The organism is Staphylococcus sp. HMSC072H03 (assembly GCF_001809305.1).
Taxonomy (GTDB): domain Bacteria; phylum Bacillota; class Bacilli; order Staphylococcales; family Staphylococcaceae; genus Staphylococcus; species Staphylococcus hominis.
The window spans coordinates 1-18,986 of the sequence record NZ_KV796872.1 but is presented as its reverse complement, the minus strand read 5'-3'; the positions used below and the strand labels follow the sequence as shown (position 1 = coordinate 18,986).

Here is an 18,986-nt window from a genome sequence, read left to right as displayed (position 1 = left end):
ATTTAAATGGCCAATCAAGATTATCAAGACAAATTAAAACAATATGCAGAATTATTAGTAAAGGTAGGTATGAACGTTCAACAAAATCAACCTGTGTTTATAAGAACTTCTGTAGAAACTATAGAATTAACGCGCTTAATTGTCGAAGTAGCCTATAAAGAAGGCGCTTCAGATGTAAGAGTGGTATATACAGATCCTATTTTAGAACGCTTAAAATATGAAAATGAAGCTGTTGATTATTTTGAAAATCATGCTGTTAAAGCTTATGATGTTGAAGAGCGTATGGATTATGCTCGTAGAGGAGCAGCGAATTTAGCACTTATTTCCGGTGATCCAGATTTATTAAATGGCATTGATGCAGAAAAATTAAAAGCGTCTCAGTTTAATTATGGACAAGCATTCAAAGGGTATATGGAAGGTAGCCAAAAAAATGCATTTCCATGGGTAGTAGCTGCATTTCCATCTAAAGCATGGGCAAAACGTGTATATCCTAATTTGCCTGAAGAAGAAGCATACAGTCAATTTATCGATGAAGTATTCGAAATTGTACGTGTGGATGGAAATGACCCAATAACAAATTGGGAGCAACATGTGAAATCTCTAAGTGTACATGCAAATAAACTTCAAGAAAAAAATTATAAGGCATTACATTATATGTCTGAAGGCACTGATTTAACAGTAGGACTACCAAAAGGACATATTTGGGAAGATGCAACAAGCTATGTAAATGGAAATCAACAACCATTTATTGCTAACATCCCAACGGAAGAAGTATTTACTGCACCAGATAGAAATCATGTAGATGGCTATGTAACTAATAAATTACCATTAAGTTATAATGGTAATATTATTGATGGATTCACTTTAACATTTAAAAATGGTGAAATTATCGATGTTAAAGCAGAAAAAGGTGAAGAAGTTTTAAAAGATTTAATTAGCACAGATGAAGGCTCTAAGCGATTAGGAGAAGTTGCTCTAGTTCCAGATGATTCGCCAATTTCAAATCGTAATACTATCTTTTATAATACTCTATTTGATGAAAATGCATCTTGTCATCTTGCTATTGGTTCAGCCTACGGGTTTAATATTAAAGGTGGCACAGAAATGTCTACTGAAGAAAAAATAGCAAGTGGGTTAAATGATTCTAATGTTCATGTGGATTTTATGATTGGAAGTTCAGATCTAACGATATATGGTATTTTACAAGACGGCTCTAAAGAATTAGTTTTCGAAAATGGGAATTGGGCACAATAACTCATTTAAATTAGGAATAGGAGAAATAAAGTATGTCAAATTCTCAAGTTAATAAAAAATCTATGTCTGAATCAAAAAGTATTAAAACACGACAAGTATTTCCTCAAGATACCAATCATCACCATACAATGTTTGGTGGATCATTGATGGCTAATATTGATGAAATAGCTGCAATTACAGCTATGAAACATGCGAATGCACAAGTGGTTACTGCTTCTACTGACTCGGTGGATTTTTTAAGACCTATAAAAACAGGGGATATTACGTCTTATGAAGCAATGGTAAGTTACGCAGGATCAAGTTCAATGGAAATTTGTGTGCAAATTATTATTGAAGATGTGCTAAATAAGGAAAGACATTTAGCAGCATTGAGCTTTTTAACATTTGTTGCCCTAGATGAAAATGGAAAACCAACACGTATTCCTAAAGTGTACCCTGAAACTAAAATAGAAAAGTGGTTCTATGAAGGAGCACCAAAACGTGTTCAACGAAGAAAAGAACGACGTGAAGAAAGTAAAAAAACCATTGAATTTTTATCTGAAGCACAGCACATAGAAGATATTTAAGATTTATAATAAAAGTCAATACATATGATATAAATTATATGTATTGACTTTAAATTATACGAAAGGGTTTTAGGGCCTTGTTTTTTAAAAATAATTCAATGTAAAATTACATATAAATACAAAGTGTTTTGGTGAGACTCTTGAGGCAATAGGATATGCTAAAGACTACAGGCTGAAGTTGTGCCCTAAGAAAGCGAGTCAACAATACGCAGTATTGTAAATAAAATAGCCAGTAAATGAGTTTACAATAAACTCATTTACTGGCTATTTTGCTAGGAATTATGTCCCAGTTTCTTTTAATTTTATTGAAAACTATGTTCAGTGTGCATTGTGATTTCATTTTCTCTAAAGTTTGTATTTGGATAATACATATTTTTAACTAATACATTTGGTCCTAAACATTGGAAAGCTTCACAATGACAATTTAAAGATTTTGCTAAATCTGTTGATAACCAAGCATCAAATACATCTGTGAGCTTATCATTTTTAATATTAGAAATTGTTCCGTTTTCATCACCAAAATCTGTTACAATAACGTCCCCACTAAATACATTTACATTTAAGCGACTACGGCCATCTGGGTCATTTCGAACAGTAACATTTTTTTCATTTCTTAATCGTTCAAGTAAAAGTTGGTCATTTTCATCGTTTATGCAAGGATAGATTGGGAGAGTACCAAATAACATCCAAGTATTTTTATCACGAATGTCTAATAAATGATGAATAGCTTGCTTCATGTCTTTTAATGATAATACATTGAGTTGACTTGCAAAATCTGCTGGATACATAGGATGAACTTCATGACGACTACACTTCATATCATTAACAATTTCTTTATGTATGTTTTCTAAATGTGGTAGGGTATTTTGATTTAACATTGTTTCTGCTGAAACAAACATCCCTTGGTCAGATAATGTACTAGCATTATCTAGCATTTGTTCATATAATTTTAACTTTGCTTTTAAAGGAGGTTGTTTTTTCATTGCGCCAAAGCCCACCTCTGCAAATTCTTGGATGGTACCCCAATTATGAGAAATGTGCATGACATCAATATACTCAGCAATTTCTAGATATCGATCTTGAGGTAACGTTAAATTAGAATTCATTTGCACATATATGCCTCTTTGATGCGCATATTTTAATAATGGTTTAACAACATTATTTATAGATTTCTTTGAAAACATAGGTTCTCCACCTGTAATCGACATAGTACGTAAATTGGGAATTTCATCTAAACGTTGATAAATAAGATTCATAGGTAATGGATCAGGATCTTTTGTTTGTAATGTATAACCAACTGCACAGTGACTACATCTCATATTACATAAATTTGTTGTGGTAAATTCTACATTACTCAAAGTGAGTTGATCGAATTGTTTAATATCATTATAAGCTTCCCACGGATCATTATAAATTGAGATTGCTTGTTTAATTTTTGATGTTGTCATTATAAAAACTCCTAAACTTTTAAAACATTCTTCTTTATAAAATTACAATAAATATTATTAGAATTATATCTCTTTTTGTCAAATTTTGTTAGGATAGTTATGAATAAAAGCTAAAAATATTATATATAAGGAGTTAAATTCCGATGGATGAAAAACAAACTATTGAACAAATTAAAACAAGATTGTCTAAATTTTTAGAAGATATTGACCACGTTAATCCTGATGAAGTAAGTGTAAAAGATATTGATGAATGGATTGGATTATTAGATCAATTAGAAGAAAAAGTTAAGTTAGTTTCTAAGTAATTGTGGAGTATGAAAAAGTTTTTAACTAAATTTAATATTTATGTTTAAACCATCTTAAATTTGTCTATAATTAAATATAATAAAACGAAAGAAAAGGTGATTTTGGTTATGACTAAAAAAGTAGCAATTATTTTAGCTGATGAATTTGAAGATATAGAATTAACAAGTCCTAAAGAAGCATTAGAAGAAGCAGGATTTGAAACTGAAGTTATTGGAGATACTGCGAACGCTGAAGTTGTTGGGAAACATGGCGAAAAAGTTACAGTAAATGTAAGTATTGCTGATGCTAAACCAGAAAATTATGATGCAATATTAATTCCTGGTGGTTTCTCTCCAGATAATTTACGTGGAGATGCAGAAGGACGTTATGGAACATTTGCAAAATACTTTACTAAAAATGATGTTCCAACATTTGCTATTTGTCACGGACCTCAAGTTTTAATTGATACTGATGATTTAAATGGTCGCACTTTAACTGCAGTATTAAATGTTCGTAAAGATTTATCAAATGCAGGTGCCAATGTTGTTGATGAATCAGTAGTAGTTGATAATAATATTGTAACAAGTCGTGTACCTGATGATTTAGATGATTTCAATAGAGAAATCGTTAAAAAATTAAATGATTAATTTAAAATAACTTTTTGAAAGTTATATTTGAGCCTGAGACATGTGTAATTGTCTCAGGCATTTTTAATGTGTTGATAGTCGATGATTGAATTACAATGTAACTGTATTCTGGATAGGCTCCAATGAAACTGAGAATGTATCATTACAAGTCGTGTCAATTCATAAGCGTCTGATTGATTTGTTTTCCTTGTTTTCTAGAAATGGAGAAAATACGTTTTAAATGTTACTTTTAAAAATTCATATATTTATGAACTTAATATCGTTTTTTAAATCCGCTTATCCATCTTTAAAAAATCCTTCTCTATCTTCTTCAAAGTAACTTGAAAATTTGAGCGATATAAAAACCAATGATACACCTTGAGACTGATTTTTGATTGTTTATATAGATAAAAATAATACTTACTGTTAAACTCTCAATTATAGAGTGACCTTTAAGTAAAGGAGCAATCCCATGAAAAGAAGACAAAGAGATAACTATCCAAAAGAGAAAACAACTTATTATCAAAATGAGCCTTATTATAATACCTATTATCAACCTGTGGGTTCACCACCGAAAAAGAAGAAAAGTAAACGGCTCTTTCTAAGAATGTTTATTATATTTCTGATTATATTTGCTTTGTTTACTGGATTAATGTATTTTTTATCATCTAGAGCGAATGTCGATGATTTACAAACGATTGAAAATAAGAGTAATTTTGTATCATCAGACAATATGCCGAATTATGTTAAGGGCGCATTTATATCTATGGAAGATGAACGTTTTTCTAAACATCATGGATTCGATATCAAAGGGACAACACGTGCATTATTTTCAACGATTGGTGAACGTGAGGTACAAGGCGGGAGCACCATTACTCAACAAACTGTAAAAAATTATTATTACAATAATGAACGTTCATTTACACGTAAACTAAAAGAATTATTTGTCGCGCATAAAGTTGAACAGCAATACAGTAAAAATCAGATATTAAGTTTTTATTTGAATAATATTTACTATGGTAATAATCAATATGATATTGAAAGTGCAGCAAATTACTATTTTGGTGCAACTACAAATCAAAATAATAGTAGTTATCCGATTATTACTGTATTACAAAGTGCAATGCTAGCAAGTAAAGTTAATGCCCCAAGTGTATATGATATTAATAACGTATCAAATAATTTCAAGAATCGAATTAAAGTGAATTTAGAAAAAATGAGACAACAGAATTATATTTCTGACAGTCAATATCAAGAAGCCTTATCGCAACTTAATAATTATTAATATAGTAATATAACAATTTAATTAAATATAAACTAAGAGTGAGAATGAGAATAAATAAACTTCCATTTCGCTCTTTTTTAATATCAAATACTATATGTGTTAGATTTTCTGTTATAAAATAAATATATTATTAAAATACAATTTTTAATTAGTATGAGGAGAATAATGATGCCGAAAATTACTAAAATAGAAGTTCAAAAAAATAATAAAGAACGATTTAATCTCTTTCTTGACGAAGCATTTGAAATGGGAATTGATATAGATACACTCGTTAAATTCAATTTGAAAAAGAATCAAATGATAGATGCTGCAGAAATGGAAAAAATTCAAAAATACGAACACTATCGTCTAGGAGTTAATATGGCAATACAATATTTATCATATAAAAAACGAACTGAAAAAGAAGTTAGTGATTATTTGAAAAAGAATGATATTAATGAAATGGCAGTAGAAAAAGTGATTGAATATTGTTATAAAGAGCAATATATTAATCATGAAGATTATGCTGAAAGTTTAAAAAATACAATGATCAACACAACAGATAAAGGACCTGAAGTATTTAAACAAAAACTATACCAAGTTGGAGTAGAACCTAATATTATAGATAGATATGTTAAACGATATGAAGAAGAGCAACCTATAGAATCTATCATTCATGTTGCTAAAAAAATAATGAAAACTAAAAAAGGTCCTGTTGTTAAAGTAAAGCAAAAAGTAATGCATAGCTTAATCCAAAAAGGATATACAATAGAAACTGCACAATATGTACTTAATGAGTTAGACTTTGCTCAAGACGAAGAAGTGCTAGATGACTTATTACAAAAGGATTTAGAAAAAGTTTATAATAAACAATGTCGTAAATATGATGGTAATACATTAAAAATGAAAACAATAGAAGCACTTATGAGAAAAGGATATAATTATGATAAAATAAAAATTAAATTAGCAGAAAGTGGTATTTTAGATGAGTGACAAAAGATTAAGTGAAATGTCTGAACAGGAATTGAGACATGAAATACAATTATGTAAAGAAAAAATGCGTAAAGCTGAAATGAATGGCATAATGAATGAATATGATGTTTATGAAAGTAAAGTCATTGTAGCTGAGAGTTATTTAGTCGATCGTTCTAAAATTAATATAGGCAGAATGTATAAATTAAATGATGGTAGTGAACAATACTTTAAAGTTGAACGTTTAAAAGGGGTTTTTGCTTGGGGTTATAGAATAAATAGTACGAATCCTGAAGAGGGTTTACCCATTGCATTATTAAAAATTTAGAAGGATGTAACACAAATGGGAAGTTCAATCGTTTTAAAATTATTAAATGTTACACAATACTATAGAAACCAAAAGAATAGAAAGTGGTATTTGCCGTTTGGATATGGCGCGGAAGACATAGAATTAAATAAAATAACTTTACACATTTATCAAGGAGAAGCTCTTGCACTCATAGGAGAACCTGGTTCATCCAAAACATTGATTGGAAGAATTATGGCACAAGATATTGCACCTGATAGAGGGAAAGTTGTACAATCAGCAAGTATTTATTATGGAGATATAAAAAACAAACATTTATTAAATATGTCTGTTAAAAGTTATATTGAAGAAACACAATGCTTATTTAATTACGAGACGTCTTCACATATTGTCGATCAAATTATTAAATATGCGCATTTAGATGATAAATCTTCGATTCAAGTGAATAAACTTAGTCACTCTGAGTATGCGCAATTGATTTTAAGTGTTGCAAGAGTTTGTAAAACAGAAATTATTATTTTAAGTCATATTCTCGAATATCTTGATGAAGCTTTTTTAAATAAGGCGAAACAACTTTCAAAAGACTATGTGTCTAATGACTTATCAATTATATTTGTAGACGATGATATTTCTAAAATATCTCAAGTAAGTAACTATGTTACATGGATTTCTCACGGACAAGTGCGTATGGAAGGGTCTTTAAATGACGTTTTACCAGTATTTAATGATCATGAAAGAGATAGATTAAGTATCGAAGATGAAGAAACACTTAAGAATTTTGATTTGGATTGGAAGAAAAGTAGAAGTAGATTGCCGGAAATGAGTTATAACTTTAAAAGAGTCGAACGATACAAACATGTTAAAGTTCCGGATTTTATAGTTAAATTTTGGACGCTTTTAGTTTCAACGTTAATCGTCTTAGTGTTACTTGGCGCACTGGTAGTGAATAATATAGGGAAAATTGAAATTCCTATCAACGAATCTCAGAAGAAAGTTCAAAATCAAGACACGGATTCTTTTGAAAATAAATTGTCTTATGGAATTGTTCTACATGATGAAGTGACATTATCAAATCATCAAGATATTGAAATGCCAAAATATTCTTTTGTGACGATTACTGGAGAAAGTGCTTCAAAATACCGCTTAATTGTCGATGATGATACATATGAAGTAGGTAAGAACAAAATTTATTATTTTAATCCTGCTGCATTATATGAAACGCATAAATTTAGTACTTTAGCGCCTTATATGAAGTCAAACTACAGTAAGTATGTTGATTATTTTAATACTCAATTACATAAACCACATAAGCAAGTGAAAAAGACGCTTGTTCCTGAAAAAGATCAACGATTTGTGGTGCCTATTACACAACAACCTATTAAAATGTTATTTAATGATGAGGATAAGTTAACTGGTTTTGTATTTCCTATAGTAGATAAATCAAAATTAGAGCGTAAATTTAATATTAAAAGTAATGTATGGATTTCAAAATTAAATAATGGATATTTAATTGCAGATATGAAAAATAGTAAATGGATTTATATCGAATTGTAGGTGTAAACATGATAGATAAGTTAATATTATATTTTAAACATTTTCCATCTCTTTTACATTTGGCTAAAGCAAAAGTAAAAGAGACTTGGAAATATGATGTGATTTTATTTTTAATACAATTAATTATCATTAGTATCATAATTGGAGTGATGTATTTATTTAATACAGAAGAAATTGAAAAGGCCCAATGGATATATCGAATGATTGCGTTCTATACTTTTGTAACCATTGCTTATATTATATATAAATCATTCAAATTATATAAGTATGATTATCTTATTGCTAAATCATTTCAACTCACACCTATTATTACGCCCATCCTTAATGCACTGATAGGGGCTATCATCATCTGTGTTTTATCATTGATTACATCAATCTTTAAGCCAGTAAACCTTGAAACATCGGTGATATCTTTTGTTTATTTTATACTAATGTCGATTATATTTATTGTTTTTATATCAATAACATTAAGTTTATTGACTTTAATAAGTAAAAAAGTATTTAAATTTTATGTGGTAGCAACAATTGTGTTATTCTTTTTAGTACCTATCATTTTTATACCTAACAATAAGGCAAATATGATTGATCAAATATTAAAAATTAATCCATTATATTATTTGATTGACGGATTATCATCTTCAATTGTTTTTGGAGCTGTAAATATGTACAATATTGTGTATCATATTTATTTTATTGCTTTTTTAGTATTAATTGGAGTTATCAATTTTATTTTAACTCGACTTGTTGCCCATAAGAAATATGAATATATTTAATATATGAGTGAATCGTTATAAATAACATATATTTTTTATAATTTTATAATAATAACCCCTAAATGACTGTCAATAAGTCATCTAGGGGTTGTTTAAATTATAGTTAAAGTTAATAGATTAATGAGAGTACAATTTTTTTTGAAGTTTTTCTTCTGTAAATACCCATCCAATATAGGAATGGTCAATTTTTTGATCTTGAGTAAGATGTGCAATTGCTGCAAAAGAATAATGTCCTTTATTTAGATAACGTAAATCTATCAATCTTATCTCAGTTGTTTGATCATCAAGTTTACGTATTTGCCAACGATAGATAGAAGAGAATTTTAAAAACGTTCTTATTTCAGGATTACTTTTTATTTGCCATAAAAGTGTATCAGATGAGAATTGTTGACGTTTTACTTTATCACTAAACGTTATATTACGACCATAAGCTCTACCTACATAATCATAGCTTTCAGTTTGAATAGCTACACGCCATTCCATAAATTTCATAGTAGGTGCAACAAAAATTTTCACAGGATGATGTTCATCATGAATGAGTTTCAACGCTTGAGATTTGATTATTGATTGCATTTTAAATCTAACGATATAATAAATAATTAAAACGCCAATAATTGGAAAGAACACTAGATATGGATGAATGCCTAATAACCATAGCGTGATTCCAATACATAATATTAAAAAAATAATTGGATCGAATGTATTGATTACACCGAGTTGTATCCACTTATTTGATATAGGTCTAAGTGCTTGTGTACCATATGAATTAAAGATATCTACAAAAACATGTAAAAAGACCGCTAACTGAGCCCACATCCATATATGAGTCACATCTACATGTGGAAAGATAACGTATATTATAAAAGCAAGTAATATTGGCCATAAAATCGTAAAGGGTATGGAATGTGTAATACCACGATGATGTGAAATATAAGTTGCATTATTTTTTAATTTTAAAACCGTATCGCCATCAGGTATTAAAGAACCCGCAATTAAAGTTGTTGCAGTAGCTGTCATAGAATGTGACATTGCTGGGTCTTGTGTAGCTAAAGCAGTTAGTCCAATGCCGATAGCAATATGAGTGGCTGTATCCATAAAAGTTCACTCTTTTCATCTTGATTTAATATATATTATAATCTAAAAATTAGAATAACAAAATTAAGATACTTATCAAATATTAGAAAGTATTATAACTTATAAATTTTTTTATGTAAGAGAAAGGATAATTTAATGTTAAATGAAACGACATTTAAAAATAATATTGTGACATGGTTTGAGAAAAATCAACGAGAAATGCCTTGGAGAGAAACAACTAATCCATATTATATATGGCTAAGTGAAGTTATGCTTCAACAAACACAAGTTAAAACGGTCATTGATTATTACAATAAATTTATTCATCGATTTCCTACAGTTAAAGCGTTAAGTGAAGCAGAAGAAGATGAAGTATTAAAGTATTGGGAAGGTCTTGGATATTATAGCCGTGCCCGCAATTTTCATACAGCAATTAAAGAAGTACATCATAATTATAATGGTGAAGTGCCATCATCCCCTAAAGTTTTTGGTGAATTAAAGGGAGTAGGTCCATATACTCAAGCAGCTGTAATGAGTATTGCTTTTAATCGCCCTTTAGCTACTGTAGATGGAAATGTGTTTAGAGTATGGACTCGACTTAATAATGACTATCGTGATATCAAATTACAATCTACTAGAAAATCATTTGAAAAAGAGCTTCAACCTTTTGTACAAGAAGAAGCGGGTACGTTTAATCAATCAATGATGGAATTAGGTGCAACAATATGTACACCTAAGAATCCGTTATGCCTATTTTGTCCAGTGCAGGAAAATTGTGAAGCATTTCGAAAAGGAACTACGTTAGAGTTACCTATCAAGACTAAAAAGCAAGCTAAGAAAATAATTAATCAGGAGGTTTTTTTAGTCAGAAATCAGAAAGGTCAATATCTGATTGAAAAACGTCAAGAAAAGCTACTTAATGGTATGTGGCAATTTCCGATGTTTGAAAGTCCTAATGGGATTCAAAAACTAGAATATAAGTTAAACCAGTCATTAACTTTAGCTGAGAACGCAATATTTCAATTAAAGCATCAATTTACACATAAAACTTGGAATTTAAATGTTTATAGTGTGATTGAAGATATAAATATTGACTCAGCACAATTACCAGACTTTATGGAATGGTTTGATTTAGAAAATCGAGACGATTATTCTTTCCCAGTATCAATGAGTAAAATATATGAGTTTATTGTTGGTAAATAGAAAAACATATTATCTCTCTATATCTCTTTAAAGAAGTTTAAAAAAATATGGTATAATTCGAATTGTAAAAACTTTAAAAGGTGGTGTGGAGTATGGTTAAAGAATCCATACCTAAAGAAGGCGAAAATATAAAAATCCAAAGCTATAAACATGATGGAAATATTCATAGAGTATGGTCTGAAACAACGATTTTAAAAGGAACAGATCACGTCATCATTGGTGGGAATGATCATACCTTAGTAACTGAAAGTGATGGACGTACATGGATTACTAGAGAGCCTGCAATCGTGTACTTTCATTCTGAGTATTGGTTTAATGTAATTTGCATGTTTAGAGAAGATGGTATTTACTATTACTGTAATTTATCTTCGCCTTTTGTATGTGATGAAGAAGCTTTAAAATATATTGATTATGATTTAGATATTAAAGTTTATCCAAATGGTAAATATCATTTATTAGATGAGGATGAATATGAACAACATATGAAACAAATGAATTATCCTCATGAAATAGACGTAATACTCAGAAGAAATGTAGACATTTTACAACAATGGATAGAACAGAAAAAAGGTCCTTTCGCTCCTGACTTTATAAAAGTTTGGAAACAAAGATATAAAAAAATTCGTAATTACTAAGCATAATTGAGGCAAATAGTAATTAATTAGTTTATAGTACTTGAGTAATAAATAAGAGGTTGAAACTACTTGCCTATTCTTAAATAAATGAGTTTATGAATAGAGGGTTCAACCTCTATTCATTTTTTGATAATAAAATTAAGGAGGAGTCAGTGTGATTCGACGATATTTAGAATTTGTTAAACCATATAAATATCGTATTTTCGCAACGATTATTATTGGAATTATAAAATTTGGTATTCCAATGTTAATTCCATTATTAATTAAATATGCGATTGATGGTGTCATTAATAATGGTACATTAACTACCAATGAAAAATTCCATCATCTTGCTATAGCGATAGGTATTACTCTATTTATATTTTTAATTGTGCGCCCGCCAATTGAATACCTTCGACAATATTTAGCACAATGGACGAGTAATAAAATTTTATATGATATTCGTAAGCAATTGTATGACCATTTACAAGCTTTAAGTGCTCGATTTTATGCAAATAATCAAGTGGGACAAGTTATATCGAGAGTAATTAATGACGTAGAACAAACGAAAGACTTTATTTTAACTGGGTTAATGAATATTTGGTTAGACTGTGTAACGATTATTATTGCGCTTTCTATTATGTTCTTCTTAGATATTAAATTAACACTTGCAGCAATTATTATTTTTCCTTTTTATATCTTTACAGTATATTTTTTCTTTGGACGTTTAAGAAAATTAACACGTAAACGTTCACAAGCATTAGCGGAAGTACAAGGATTTTTACATGAACGTGTTCAAGGTATGTCTGTAATAAAAAGCTTTGCAATTGAAGATAATGAAGCGAAAAACTTTGATAAAAAAAATAAAAACTTTTTAAGTAGAGCGTTTCAACATACTTCATGGAATGCCTATTCATTTGCAGCTATTAATACAGTCACAGATTTAGGTCCTATCATTGTTATTGGAGTAGGGTCATATTTAGCAATCACTGGTTCAATTACAGTAGGTACCTTAGCAGCTTTTGTAGGATATTTAGAACAATTATTCGGACCATTAAGACGTTTAGTTTCTTCATTCACAACTTTAACGCAAAGTTTCGCCTCTATGGATCGTATTTTTCAATTAATGGATGAAGACTATGACATTAAAAATAAAAAAGGTGCACAACCTATTGAAATAAAAGAAGGACATATTGAATTAAAAAATGTAAGCTTTAAATATAATGAAGATGAATCTTTAGTTTTAAAAAATATAAATTTAAATATAAACAAAGGTGAAACAGTAGCATTCGTCGGTATGAGCGGGGGAGGTAAATCTACGCTTATTAATCTTATTCCACGTTTTTATGATGTAAGTGAAGGTGAAATTTTGATCGATAGTCATAATATTAAAGATTATTTAACAGGAAGCTTGAGAAATCAAATTGGACTTGTTCAACAAGACAATATTTTATTTTCTGATACTGTAAGAGAGAATATTTTATTAGGACGTCCTGATGCTACTGAAGAAGAAATAATCGAAGCAGCTAAAATGGCAAATGCGCACGACTTTATTATGAATTTACCGAATGGCTATGATACTGAAGTTGGAGAACGTGGCGTAAAATTATCTGGTGGCCAAAAGCAACGTTTATCTATTGCGCGTATTTTCTTAAATAATCCACCTATATTAATTTTAGATGAAGCGACAAGTGCACTTGATTTAGAAAGTGAAGCAATTATTCAAGACGCATTAGATGTTTTAAGTAAAGATAGAACTACACTTATTGTAGCTCATAGATTATCAACAATCACACACGCAGATAAAATTATTGTTATGCAGCATGGCCAAATCGTTGAAACGGGTACACATAAAGAGCTGATTGCTAAAAAAGGTGAATATGAACATTTGTATAGCATTCAAGATTTATAACTAAATAATGAATACTAAAAAAGACAAACTCAACTTTGATAGTTAAGTTTGTCTTTTTTAGTATTGATATTTAATTTTTATAAATCAAAATCTTCATCTTGAATTTCAATATCCGTGTCATTACGATGATACGTAAAGAAACTTAATCTTAGTCTATCTAAATGCTCTAAATAATATCGATATTCTTCAATAGCTGCGATAATTTGCATGATATTCGAATATGAATATTCTACTTGATATGGATTTTGAATTAATTGATATTGAAAAGCATCCATAAGATTTTTCTTTTGAGGATTTAAAATTTGATTATCAAAATCATCTACATTATAACGCGCCTTTTTTGATAAACTTTTTAAAATTTGTTCATGATACGCTGTTAATGAATCTAACTCTAATTTAATTTGAAATAATAAATTATGATTCGTATTATGCAAATCATTTTGATATCTAGCCATACGATTTAATACTTCGTAAGCTTGTCGAGTTGTTCCAACGACCTCTTTAAATAATATCTTTTTACGATTTTGTTGGAAAGCAGCTTTTCTTGTAAACGTACGTTCTTCGTGATAATAGTTATAGATTTGTTCTAATTTTATGATGCGAGATTCTAACTGTTCACCATCTTCTTTTATCTGATGATATTCAGAAGTATCATTAATCACAAGTTTAAACCATATAAATATGTCGGAAGAAATATTAACCGCATTATGATAAATTTTAGTTTCGAATTTTGGAGGTAAGAATACTAGGTTTACAAGTGAAGCACTTAAAACTCCAATCATTACTAAAATAAATCTAAATGTAGCTGCAAGATAAAACGATCCTGTATGTTGCCCCATAATGATTAACGCAGTGACACCTGCTAATGTTGCTACATGCGCCAAGTTTAATTTGTATAAAATGGCGATTAATAGAATGACTGTGATACCCATAATCACAATGTTTTTACCAAAAATGGTTACCATAATCACTGCTAATATAGCACCGATTAAATTACCTGTAGCTTGTTCAGATATCGTTTTCATTGAACGATATATATTAGGTTGCATTGCAAAAATAGCACTTATTCCTGCTACAGATTTCAAACCAACATTATCAGGTAAAAAAGAAGCGATAAAAAGGGCGAGAATGATAGCAATTCCAGTTTTAAGTATACGTGCGCCTAATTTCAAATACAACGCTCCTTTAAATAACAAGTTTATAGTTTAATGTATTTTTAAATTAGTATACACTCAACAAATAAAACTATACAAGTATACGCATATATAAAAACCCAAGAATGTATATTTACGATATGACATTCTTAGGTCCGTTAAATTTTAAATATTATTTCATTTGACTGAAGGCATAGTCAGCCGCTTCTAATGTTCGATCAATATCTTCTTCAGTGTGTTCAGTAGTTAAGAACCATGCTTCAAATTTAGAAGGTGCTAAATTAATACCTTGGTTAAGCATAAGTTTAAAGAATTTTGCAAATGCCTCACCATCAGAATTTTCTACTTGTTCGTAGTGTGTTACTTTTTCATCTGTAAAATAGAGTGTTAGCGATCCATAAATACGATTAATTGTTGCAGTAATATGATGTTTTTCGATAAGTTTATTTAAACCATCTTCTAAACGTTTACCCAAATTATCTAATTTCTCATATACACCATCTTGCTCTAAAACTTCAAGTAATGCAATACCTGCTCTCATTGAAAGTGGGTTACCTGCCATTGTTCCTGCTTGGTATGCTGGGCCTAATGGAGCAACATGTTCCATGATATCTTGACGGCCACCGTAGCCACCGATTGGTAATCCACCACCAACAATTTTACCAAATGCTGTTAAATCTGGATAAACATTTAATAAATCTTGTGCAGCGCCATAATGGAAGCGGAAAGCAGTGATGACTTCATCGTAAATCACTAAAGCCCCATGTTCATGAGTGATGTTGTTAACTTCTTCTAAAAAGCCTGGTTGAGGTTTTACCATACCAAAATTACCTACAATAGGTTCTACTAATACAGCTGCTACTTCATCTCCCCAATGTGACATGGCTTCTTTATAAGATTCAATGTCATTGAAAGGTACAGTAATGACTTCTCTAGCGACACTTTCAGGTACACCAGCTGAATCTGGAGAACCTAATTGAGAAGGTCCGCTTCCTGCAGCAACTAATACTAAATCAGAATGGCCATGATAAGACCCCGCAAATTTAATAATCTTATTTCTTTTAGTATAAGCTCTAGCAACTCGAATTGTAGTCATTACTGCTTCTGTTCCAGAATTAACAAAACGAATTTTTTCTAATGAAGGAATAGCTGCTCGTAATTTTTTACTAAAATCAATTTCAAGTTCAGTCGGTGTACCATATAACACACCTTTAGCCGCTTGATCTTGGATAGCTTCAGTAATATGAGGATGAGCATGACCAGTGATTATAGGACCATATGCTTGTAAATAATCAATGTACTTATTTCCATCGACATCGTAAAGATAAGCGCCATGACCTTCACGCATAACTACGGGAGCACCTCCGCCAACAGCTTTATAAGAGCGTGAAGGAGAATTAACTCCACCTAAAATATATTCATTTGATAACTTTTGAAGACGTTCACTTTCAGTGAAATTCATAGAGTATCAACCTTTCTTATTTAATAATATTCATTACTATCGTAACATAATAATTATAATATGAAGAAATGAGTGATACGATGTTAAAAATAGGAGATCTTTTTCCAAAATTTGAATTAGAGAATCAAAATGGTGAATTAATTACTAATGAAAAAATTATGGGAGAAAAAACAATATTATATTTCTACCCACGAGATAACACACCAACGTGTACAACAGAAGCATGTGACTTTAGAGATAATATACAATACTTTAATGATATGAAAGTTAAAGTTTATGGTATTAGCGGGGATTCTAGAAAAAAACACGAAAACTTTATTAATAAGCATCATTTGAATTTTGATTTGTTAGTTGATGATGAATTTAAGTTATCGAAGGCAGTAGGAATATATCGTTTGAAGAAAAGTTTTGGAAAAGAAAATATGGGAATAGTGAGAACAACGTTTGTAATAGATGAAGCGGGATATATTACAAATATCATTGAAAAAGTAAAAGTTAAAACACAAATAGATGAATTAAAACAAATGCTGGAGTGAGATAAATGAAAATCGTAAGCTTGAAACGTTTAGGTAATATAGAAAATGAATTAATAGAAAAGTATCCTGATATTTCATTTTTGTTTTATGATAAAGCAGATAATATTCCAGATAATGAAAAAAAAGAACTCGAGGTATTGATAGGGTATGACGGGGAGATTAATGAAAGATTTATAAAGTCTTGCCCGAATTTAAAGTGGATTGCATGGTATGCAACAGGCGTAAACAATCTACCATTAGAGTATATTAAGAATAAAGGAATTATTTTAACCAATACTAGAGGAATACAATCAAAGCAACTTTCAGAATATATACTAACTTTTATATTAGATGATCATAAAAAAATGAAAACATCATTTATTAATCAACAAAAGCATATTTATGATAGTACTTTGACAGGTAAACGTTTAAAGGATGAAACAATTTTATTTTTAGGTACTGGAGCTATTGCTCAAGATACTGTAAAGTTATTGACACCTTTCGAATTGAAAATAATAGGTGTAAGTAAAACAGGAAAACAAAAAGAAGGATTTAATCAAACATATGAGATAAATGAATTAGACGAACTATTAGGAGAAGCGGATATAATAATTAATACGTTACCAGAAACCAAAGAAACATATCATTTATTAAACAAACATCACTTCCAATTAATGAAGGAAGATACCTTATTTATTAATGTAGGAAGAGGAACTATAGTAGAAGAAGACGATTTAATTGAAATACTTAAAGAAAAATTAATACGTCATGCTTACTTGGATGTATTCGAAAATGAACCACTAGAATCAGAACATCCACTTTATGATTTAGATAACGTGACAATTACTGCACATATAACTGGTAATGATAAAGAAAATAAAAAGGAAGCAACGAAAATATTTGAAAGAAATCTATCTCATTTTCTCAATAAAGAAGAAATAAGTGAGAACGTAGTAGACTTAAAAGATGGCTATTAATATAAAACTTATGGAATAATTGACAATGCCGTATGAAAGTAGTTATATTATTAATAAGATAATAATAATTATAAAGTAGAAAGATGGTGAAAATGATGAGTGCAGAAATAGAATCAATTGAACATGAGCTTGAACAAGCTATAATAGCATTAAGAAAGTCAGGCGTTCGTATCACGCCTCAAAGACAAGCTATTGTTAGATTTTTAATTAGCTCACATACACATCCTACAGCGGATGAAATTTATCAAGCACTTTCACCTGATTTTCCTAATATAAGTGTTGCGACAATTTACAACAATTTAAGAGTATTTAAGAAGATAGGTATTGTAAAAGAATTGACTTATGGAGATGCATCAAGTAGGTTCGACTTTAATACTCATAATCATTATCATGTTATTTGTGAACGATGCGGTAAAATAGTAGATTTCCACTATCCTCAATTGGATGAAATTGAACAATTAGCTCAACACGTTACAAACTTTGACGTAACACATCATCGAATGGAAATTTATGGATTGTGTGAAGAATGTAAAAATAAAGAATAAAGTTAGGCAATGACTTTAATGTCATTGCTTTTTTTGTTTATAAGTAATCAAAGAATTTAAAAGATAAATATTAAATAAAAAATACCATAGAGTTTTAGTATAAAAAATACTCATTAAAGATAATGAATACATTTAGTGTGAAATATTAAACAATTTTATATTATAAAATTCATTGACGTTCAATAATAAACTTGCTATTATATAAAAGTCGTCAAAAACAAAAGATATTGTTTGAAAACGCAAAGTAAATTAGTTTAAAACAATGTTAAGAAAGTGTAATTTTGACTATTGATTATAAAAACAATTTATTATAAGATATTATTTGTTGAAATATTAATTAACTTCAAGAAAAGAAAAATTAAAAAAGTTCTTGACAAAAATAATTAGTATTTGATACAATTAATAAATGTAATTGTTAAAACGAACATTGAAAACTGAATGACAATATATCAACGTTAATTCCAATAAAGTAACTTAAATG

The 18,986-nt window shown here is 29.5% G+C and carries 19 protein-coding genes; 15 read left to right on the top strand and 4 right to left on the bottom strand.

Features of this window, described 5'->3' with window-relative positions; all coding sequences use genetic code 11:
• The first annotated feature begins 6 nt into the window (after positions 1 to 6).
• Positions 7 to 1,254, top strand: a complete 1,248-nt coding sequence (locus HMPREF2578_RS01380) for an aminopeptidase (RefSeq protein ID WP_017175225.1) — start codon at positions 7 to 9, stop codon at positions 1,252 to 1,254.
• A 32-nt stretch (positions 1,255 to 1,286) separates the two neighbouring features.
• On the top strand, positions 1,287 to 1,820 hold the full coding sequence (locus tag HMPREF2578_RS01375; RefSeq protein WP_017175224.1) for an acyl-CoA thioesterase: 534 nt from the start codon (positions 1,287 to 1,289) through the stop codon (positions 1,818 to 1,820).
• A 302-nt stretch (positions 1,821 to 2,122) separates the two neighbouring features.
• On the opposite strand, the gene yfkAB is transcribed toward HMPREF2578_RS01375, so the two are convergent.
• A complete protein-coding gene (gene yfkAB, locus HMPREF2578_RS01370) occupies positions 2,123 to 3,268 on the bottom strand; it encodes a radical SAM/CxCxxxxC motif protein YfkAB (RefSeq protein WP_017175223.1) in 1,146 nt (381 codons plus the stop codon).
• Positions 3,269 to 3,411: 143 nt separating this feature from the next.
• On the opposite strand from yfkAB, the gene HMPREF2578_RS10950 reads away from it, so the two are divergent.
• From HMPREF2578_RS10950 to HMPREF2578_RS01340, 7 genes are all read left to right on the top strand, one after another.
• Complete coding sequence (locus HMPREF2578_RS10950; RefSeq protein ID WP_002450046.1) at positions 3,412 to 3,573, top strand: SE1561 family protein; 162 nt, start codon at positions 3,412 to 3,414, stop codon at positions 3,571 to 3,573.
• A gap of 108 nt (positions 3,574 to 3,681) precedes the next feature.
• Entirely contained in the window at positions 3,682 to 4,200 is a 519-nt protein-coding gene (locus HMPREF2578_RS01365) for a type 1 glutamine amidotransferase domain-containing protein (RefSeq protein WP_017175222.1), read from the top strand.
• 451 nt (positions 4,201 to 4,651) lie between these two features.
• Positions 4,652 to 5,464: a monofunctional peptidoglycan glycosyltransferase SgtB gene (gene sgtB, locus HMPREF2578_RS01360; protein ID WP_017175221.1), complete on the top strand. Its 813-nt coding sequence runs from the start codon at positions 4,652 to 4,654 to the stop codon at positions 5,462 to 5,464.
• A 168-nt stretch (positions 5,465 to 5,632) separates the two neighbouring features.
• On the top strand, positions 5,633 to 6,436 hold the full coding sequence (gene recX / locus HMPREF2578_RS01355; RefSeq protein WP_017175220.1) for a recombination regulator RecX: 804 nt from the start codon (positions 5,633 to 5,635) through the stop codon (positions 6,434 to 6,436).
• The gene (locus tag HMPREF2578_RS01350; RefSeq protein ID WP_002455132.1) at positions 6,429 to 6,743 is read left to right on the top strand and encodes a YfhH family protein; all 315 of its coding nucleotides are present in this window, start codon (positions 6,429 to 6,431) and stop codon (positions 6,741 to 6,743) included. The genes recX and HMPREF2578_RS01350 overlap by 8 nt, the downstream gene beginning before the upstream one ends.
• A 15-nt stretch (positions 6,744 to 6,758) precedes the next feature.
• On the top strand, positions 6,759 to 8,276 hold the full coding sequence (locus tag HMPREF2578_RS01345) for an ATP-binding cassette domain-containing protein (protein WP_017175219.1): 1,518 nt from the start codon (positions 6,759 to 6,761) through the stop codon (positions 8,274 to 8,276).
• Positions 8,255 to 9,049, top strand: a complete 795-nt coding sequence (locus tag HMPREF2578_RS01340) for a hypothetical protein (protein WP_017175218.1) — start codon at positions 8,255 to 8,257, stop codon at positions 9,047 to 9,049. The genes HMPREF2578_RS01345 and HMPREF2578_RS01340 overlap by 22 nt, the downstream gene beginning before the upstream one ends.
• 117 nt (positions 9,050 to 9,166) lie before the next feature.
• Here the strand turns inward: HMPREF2578_RS01340 and HMPREF2578_RS01335 are convergent, their stop codons facing one another.
• Complete coding sequence (locus HMPREF2578_RS01335) at positions 9,167 to 10,144, bottom strand: metal-dependent hydrolase (protein ID WP_017175217.1); 978 nt, start codon at positions 10,142 to 10,144, stop codon at positions 9,167 to 9,169.
• A 135-nt stretch (positions 10,145 to 10,279) separates the two neighbouring features.
• On the opposite strand from HMPREF2578_RS01335, the gene mutY reads away from it, so the two are divergent.
• From mutY to HMPREF2578_RS01320, 3 genes are all read left to right on the top strand, one after another.
• Positions 10,280 to 11,326, top strand: a complete 1,047-nt coding sequence (gene mutY, locus HMPREF2578_RS01330; protein ID WP_017175216.1) for an A/G-specific adenine glycosylase — start codon at positions 10,280 to 10,282, stop codon at positions 11,324 to 11,326.
• A 92-nt stretch (positions 11,327 to 11,418) separates the two neighbouring features.
• Positions 11,419 to 11,961, top strand: a complete 543-nt coding sequence (locus HMPREF2578_RS01325; RefSeq protein ID WP_017175215.1) for a nucleoside tri-diphosphate phosphatase — start codon at positions 11,419 to 11,421, stop codon at positions 11,959 to 11,961.
• A 154-nt stretch (positions 11,962 to 12,115) separates the two neighbouring features.
• Positions 12,116 to 13,852 (top strand): ABC transporter ATP-binding protein, encoded by a 1,737-nt coding sequence (locus HMPREF2578_RS01320; RefSeq protein ID WP_017175214.1) that lies wholly within the window; start codon positions 12,116 to 12,118, stop codon positions 13,850 to 13,852.
• 77 nt (positions 13,853 to 13,929) lie between these two features.
• Here HMPREF2578_RS01320 and HMPREF2578_RS01315 read toward each other — a convergent pair whose 3' ends face one another.
• Together HMPREF2578_RS01315 and HMPREF2578_RS01310 are read right to left on the bottom strand one after the other, a co-directional pair.
• On the bottom strand, positions 13,930 to 15,024 hold the full coding sequence (locus HMPREF2578_RS01315; RefSeq protein WP_017175213.1) for an FUSC family protein: 1,095 nt from the start codon (positions 15,022 to 15,024) through the stop codon (positions 13,930 to 13,932).
• A 154-nt stretch (positions 15,025 to 15,178) separates the two neighbouring features.
• Positions 15,179 to 16,468: a glutamate-1-semialdehyde 2,1-aminomutase gene (locus tag HMPREF2578_RS01310; RefSeq protein ID WP_017175212.1), complete on the bottom strand. Its 1,290-nt coding sequence runs from the start codon at positions 16,466 to 16,468 to the stop codon at positions 15,179 to 15,181.
• A gap of 80 nt (positions 16,469 to 16,548) precedes the next feature.
• On the opposite strand from HMPREF2578_RS01310, the gene HMPREF2578_RS01305 reads away from it, so the two are divergent.
• The 3 genes from HMPREF2578_RS01305 (at position 16,549) to perR (ending at position 18,505) form a co-directional block, all read left to right on the top strand.
• A complete protein-coding gene (locus HMPREF2578_RS01305; RefSeq protein ID WP_017175211.1) occupies positions 16,549 to 17,004 on the top strand; it encodes a peroxiredoxin in 456 nt (151 codons plus the stop codon).
• Positions 17,005 to 17,009: 5 nt separating this feature from the next.
• Positions 17,010 to 17,960, top strand: a complete 951-nt coding sequence (locus tag HMPREF2578_RS01300) for a phosphoglycerate dehydrogenase (RefSeq protein ID WP_017175210.1) — start codon at positions 17,010 to 17,012, stop codon at positions 17,958 to 17,960.
• Positions 17,961 to 18,055: 95 nt separating this feature from the next.
• The gene (gene perR, locus HMPREF2578_RS01295; RefSeq protein ID WP_017175209.1) at positions 18,056 to 18,505 is read left to right on the top strand and encodes a peroxide-responsive transcriptional repressor PerR; all 450 of its coding nucleotides are present in this window, start codon (positions 18,056 to 18,058) and stop codon (positions 18,503 to 18,505) included.
• The last annotated feature ends 481 nt before the right edge of the window (positions 18,506 to 18,986 follow it).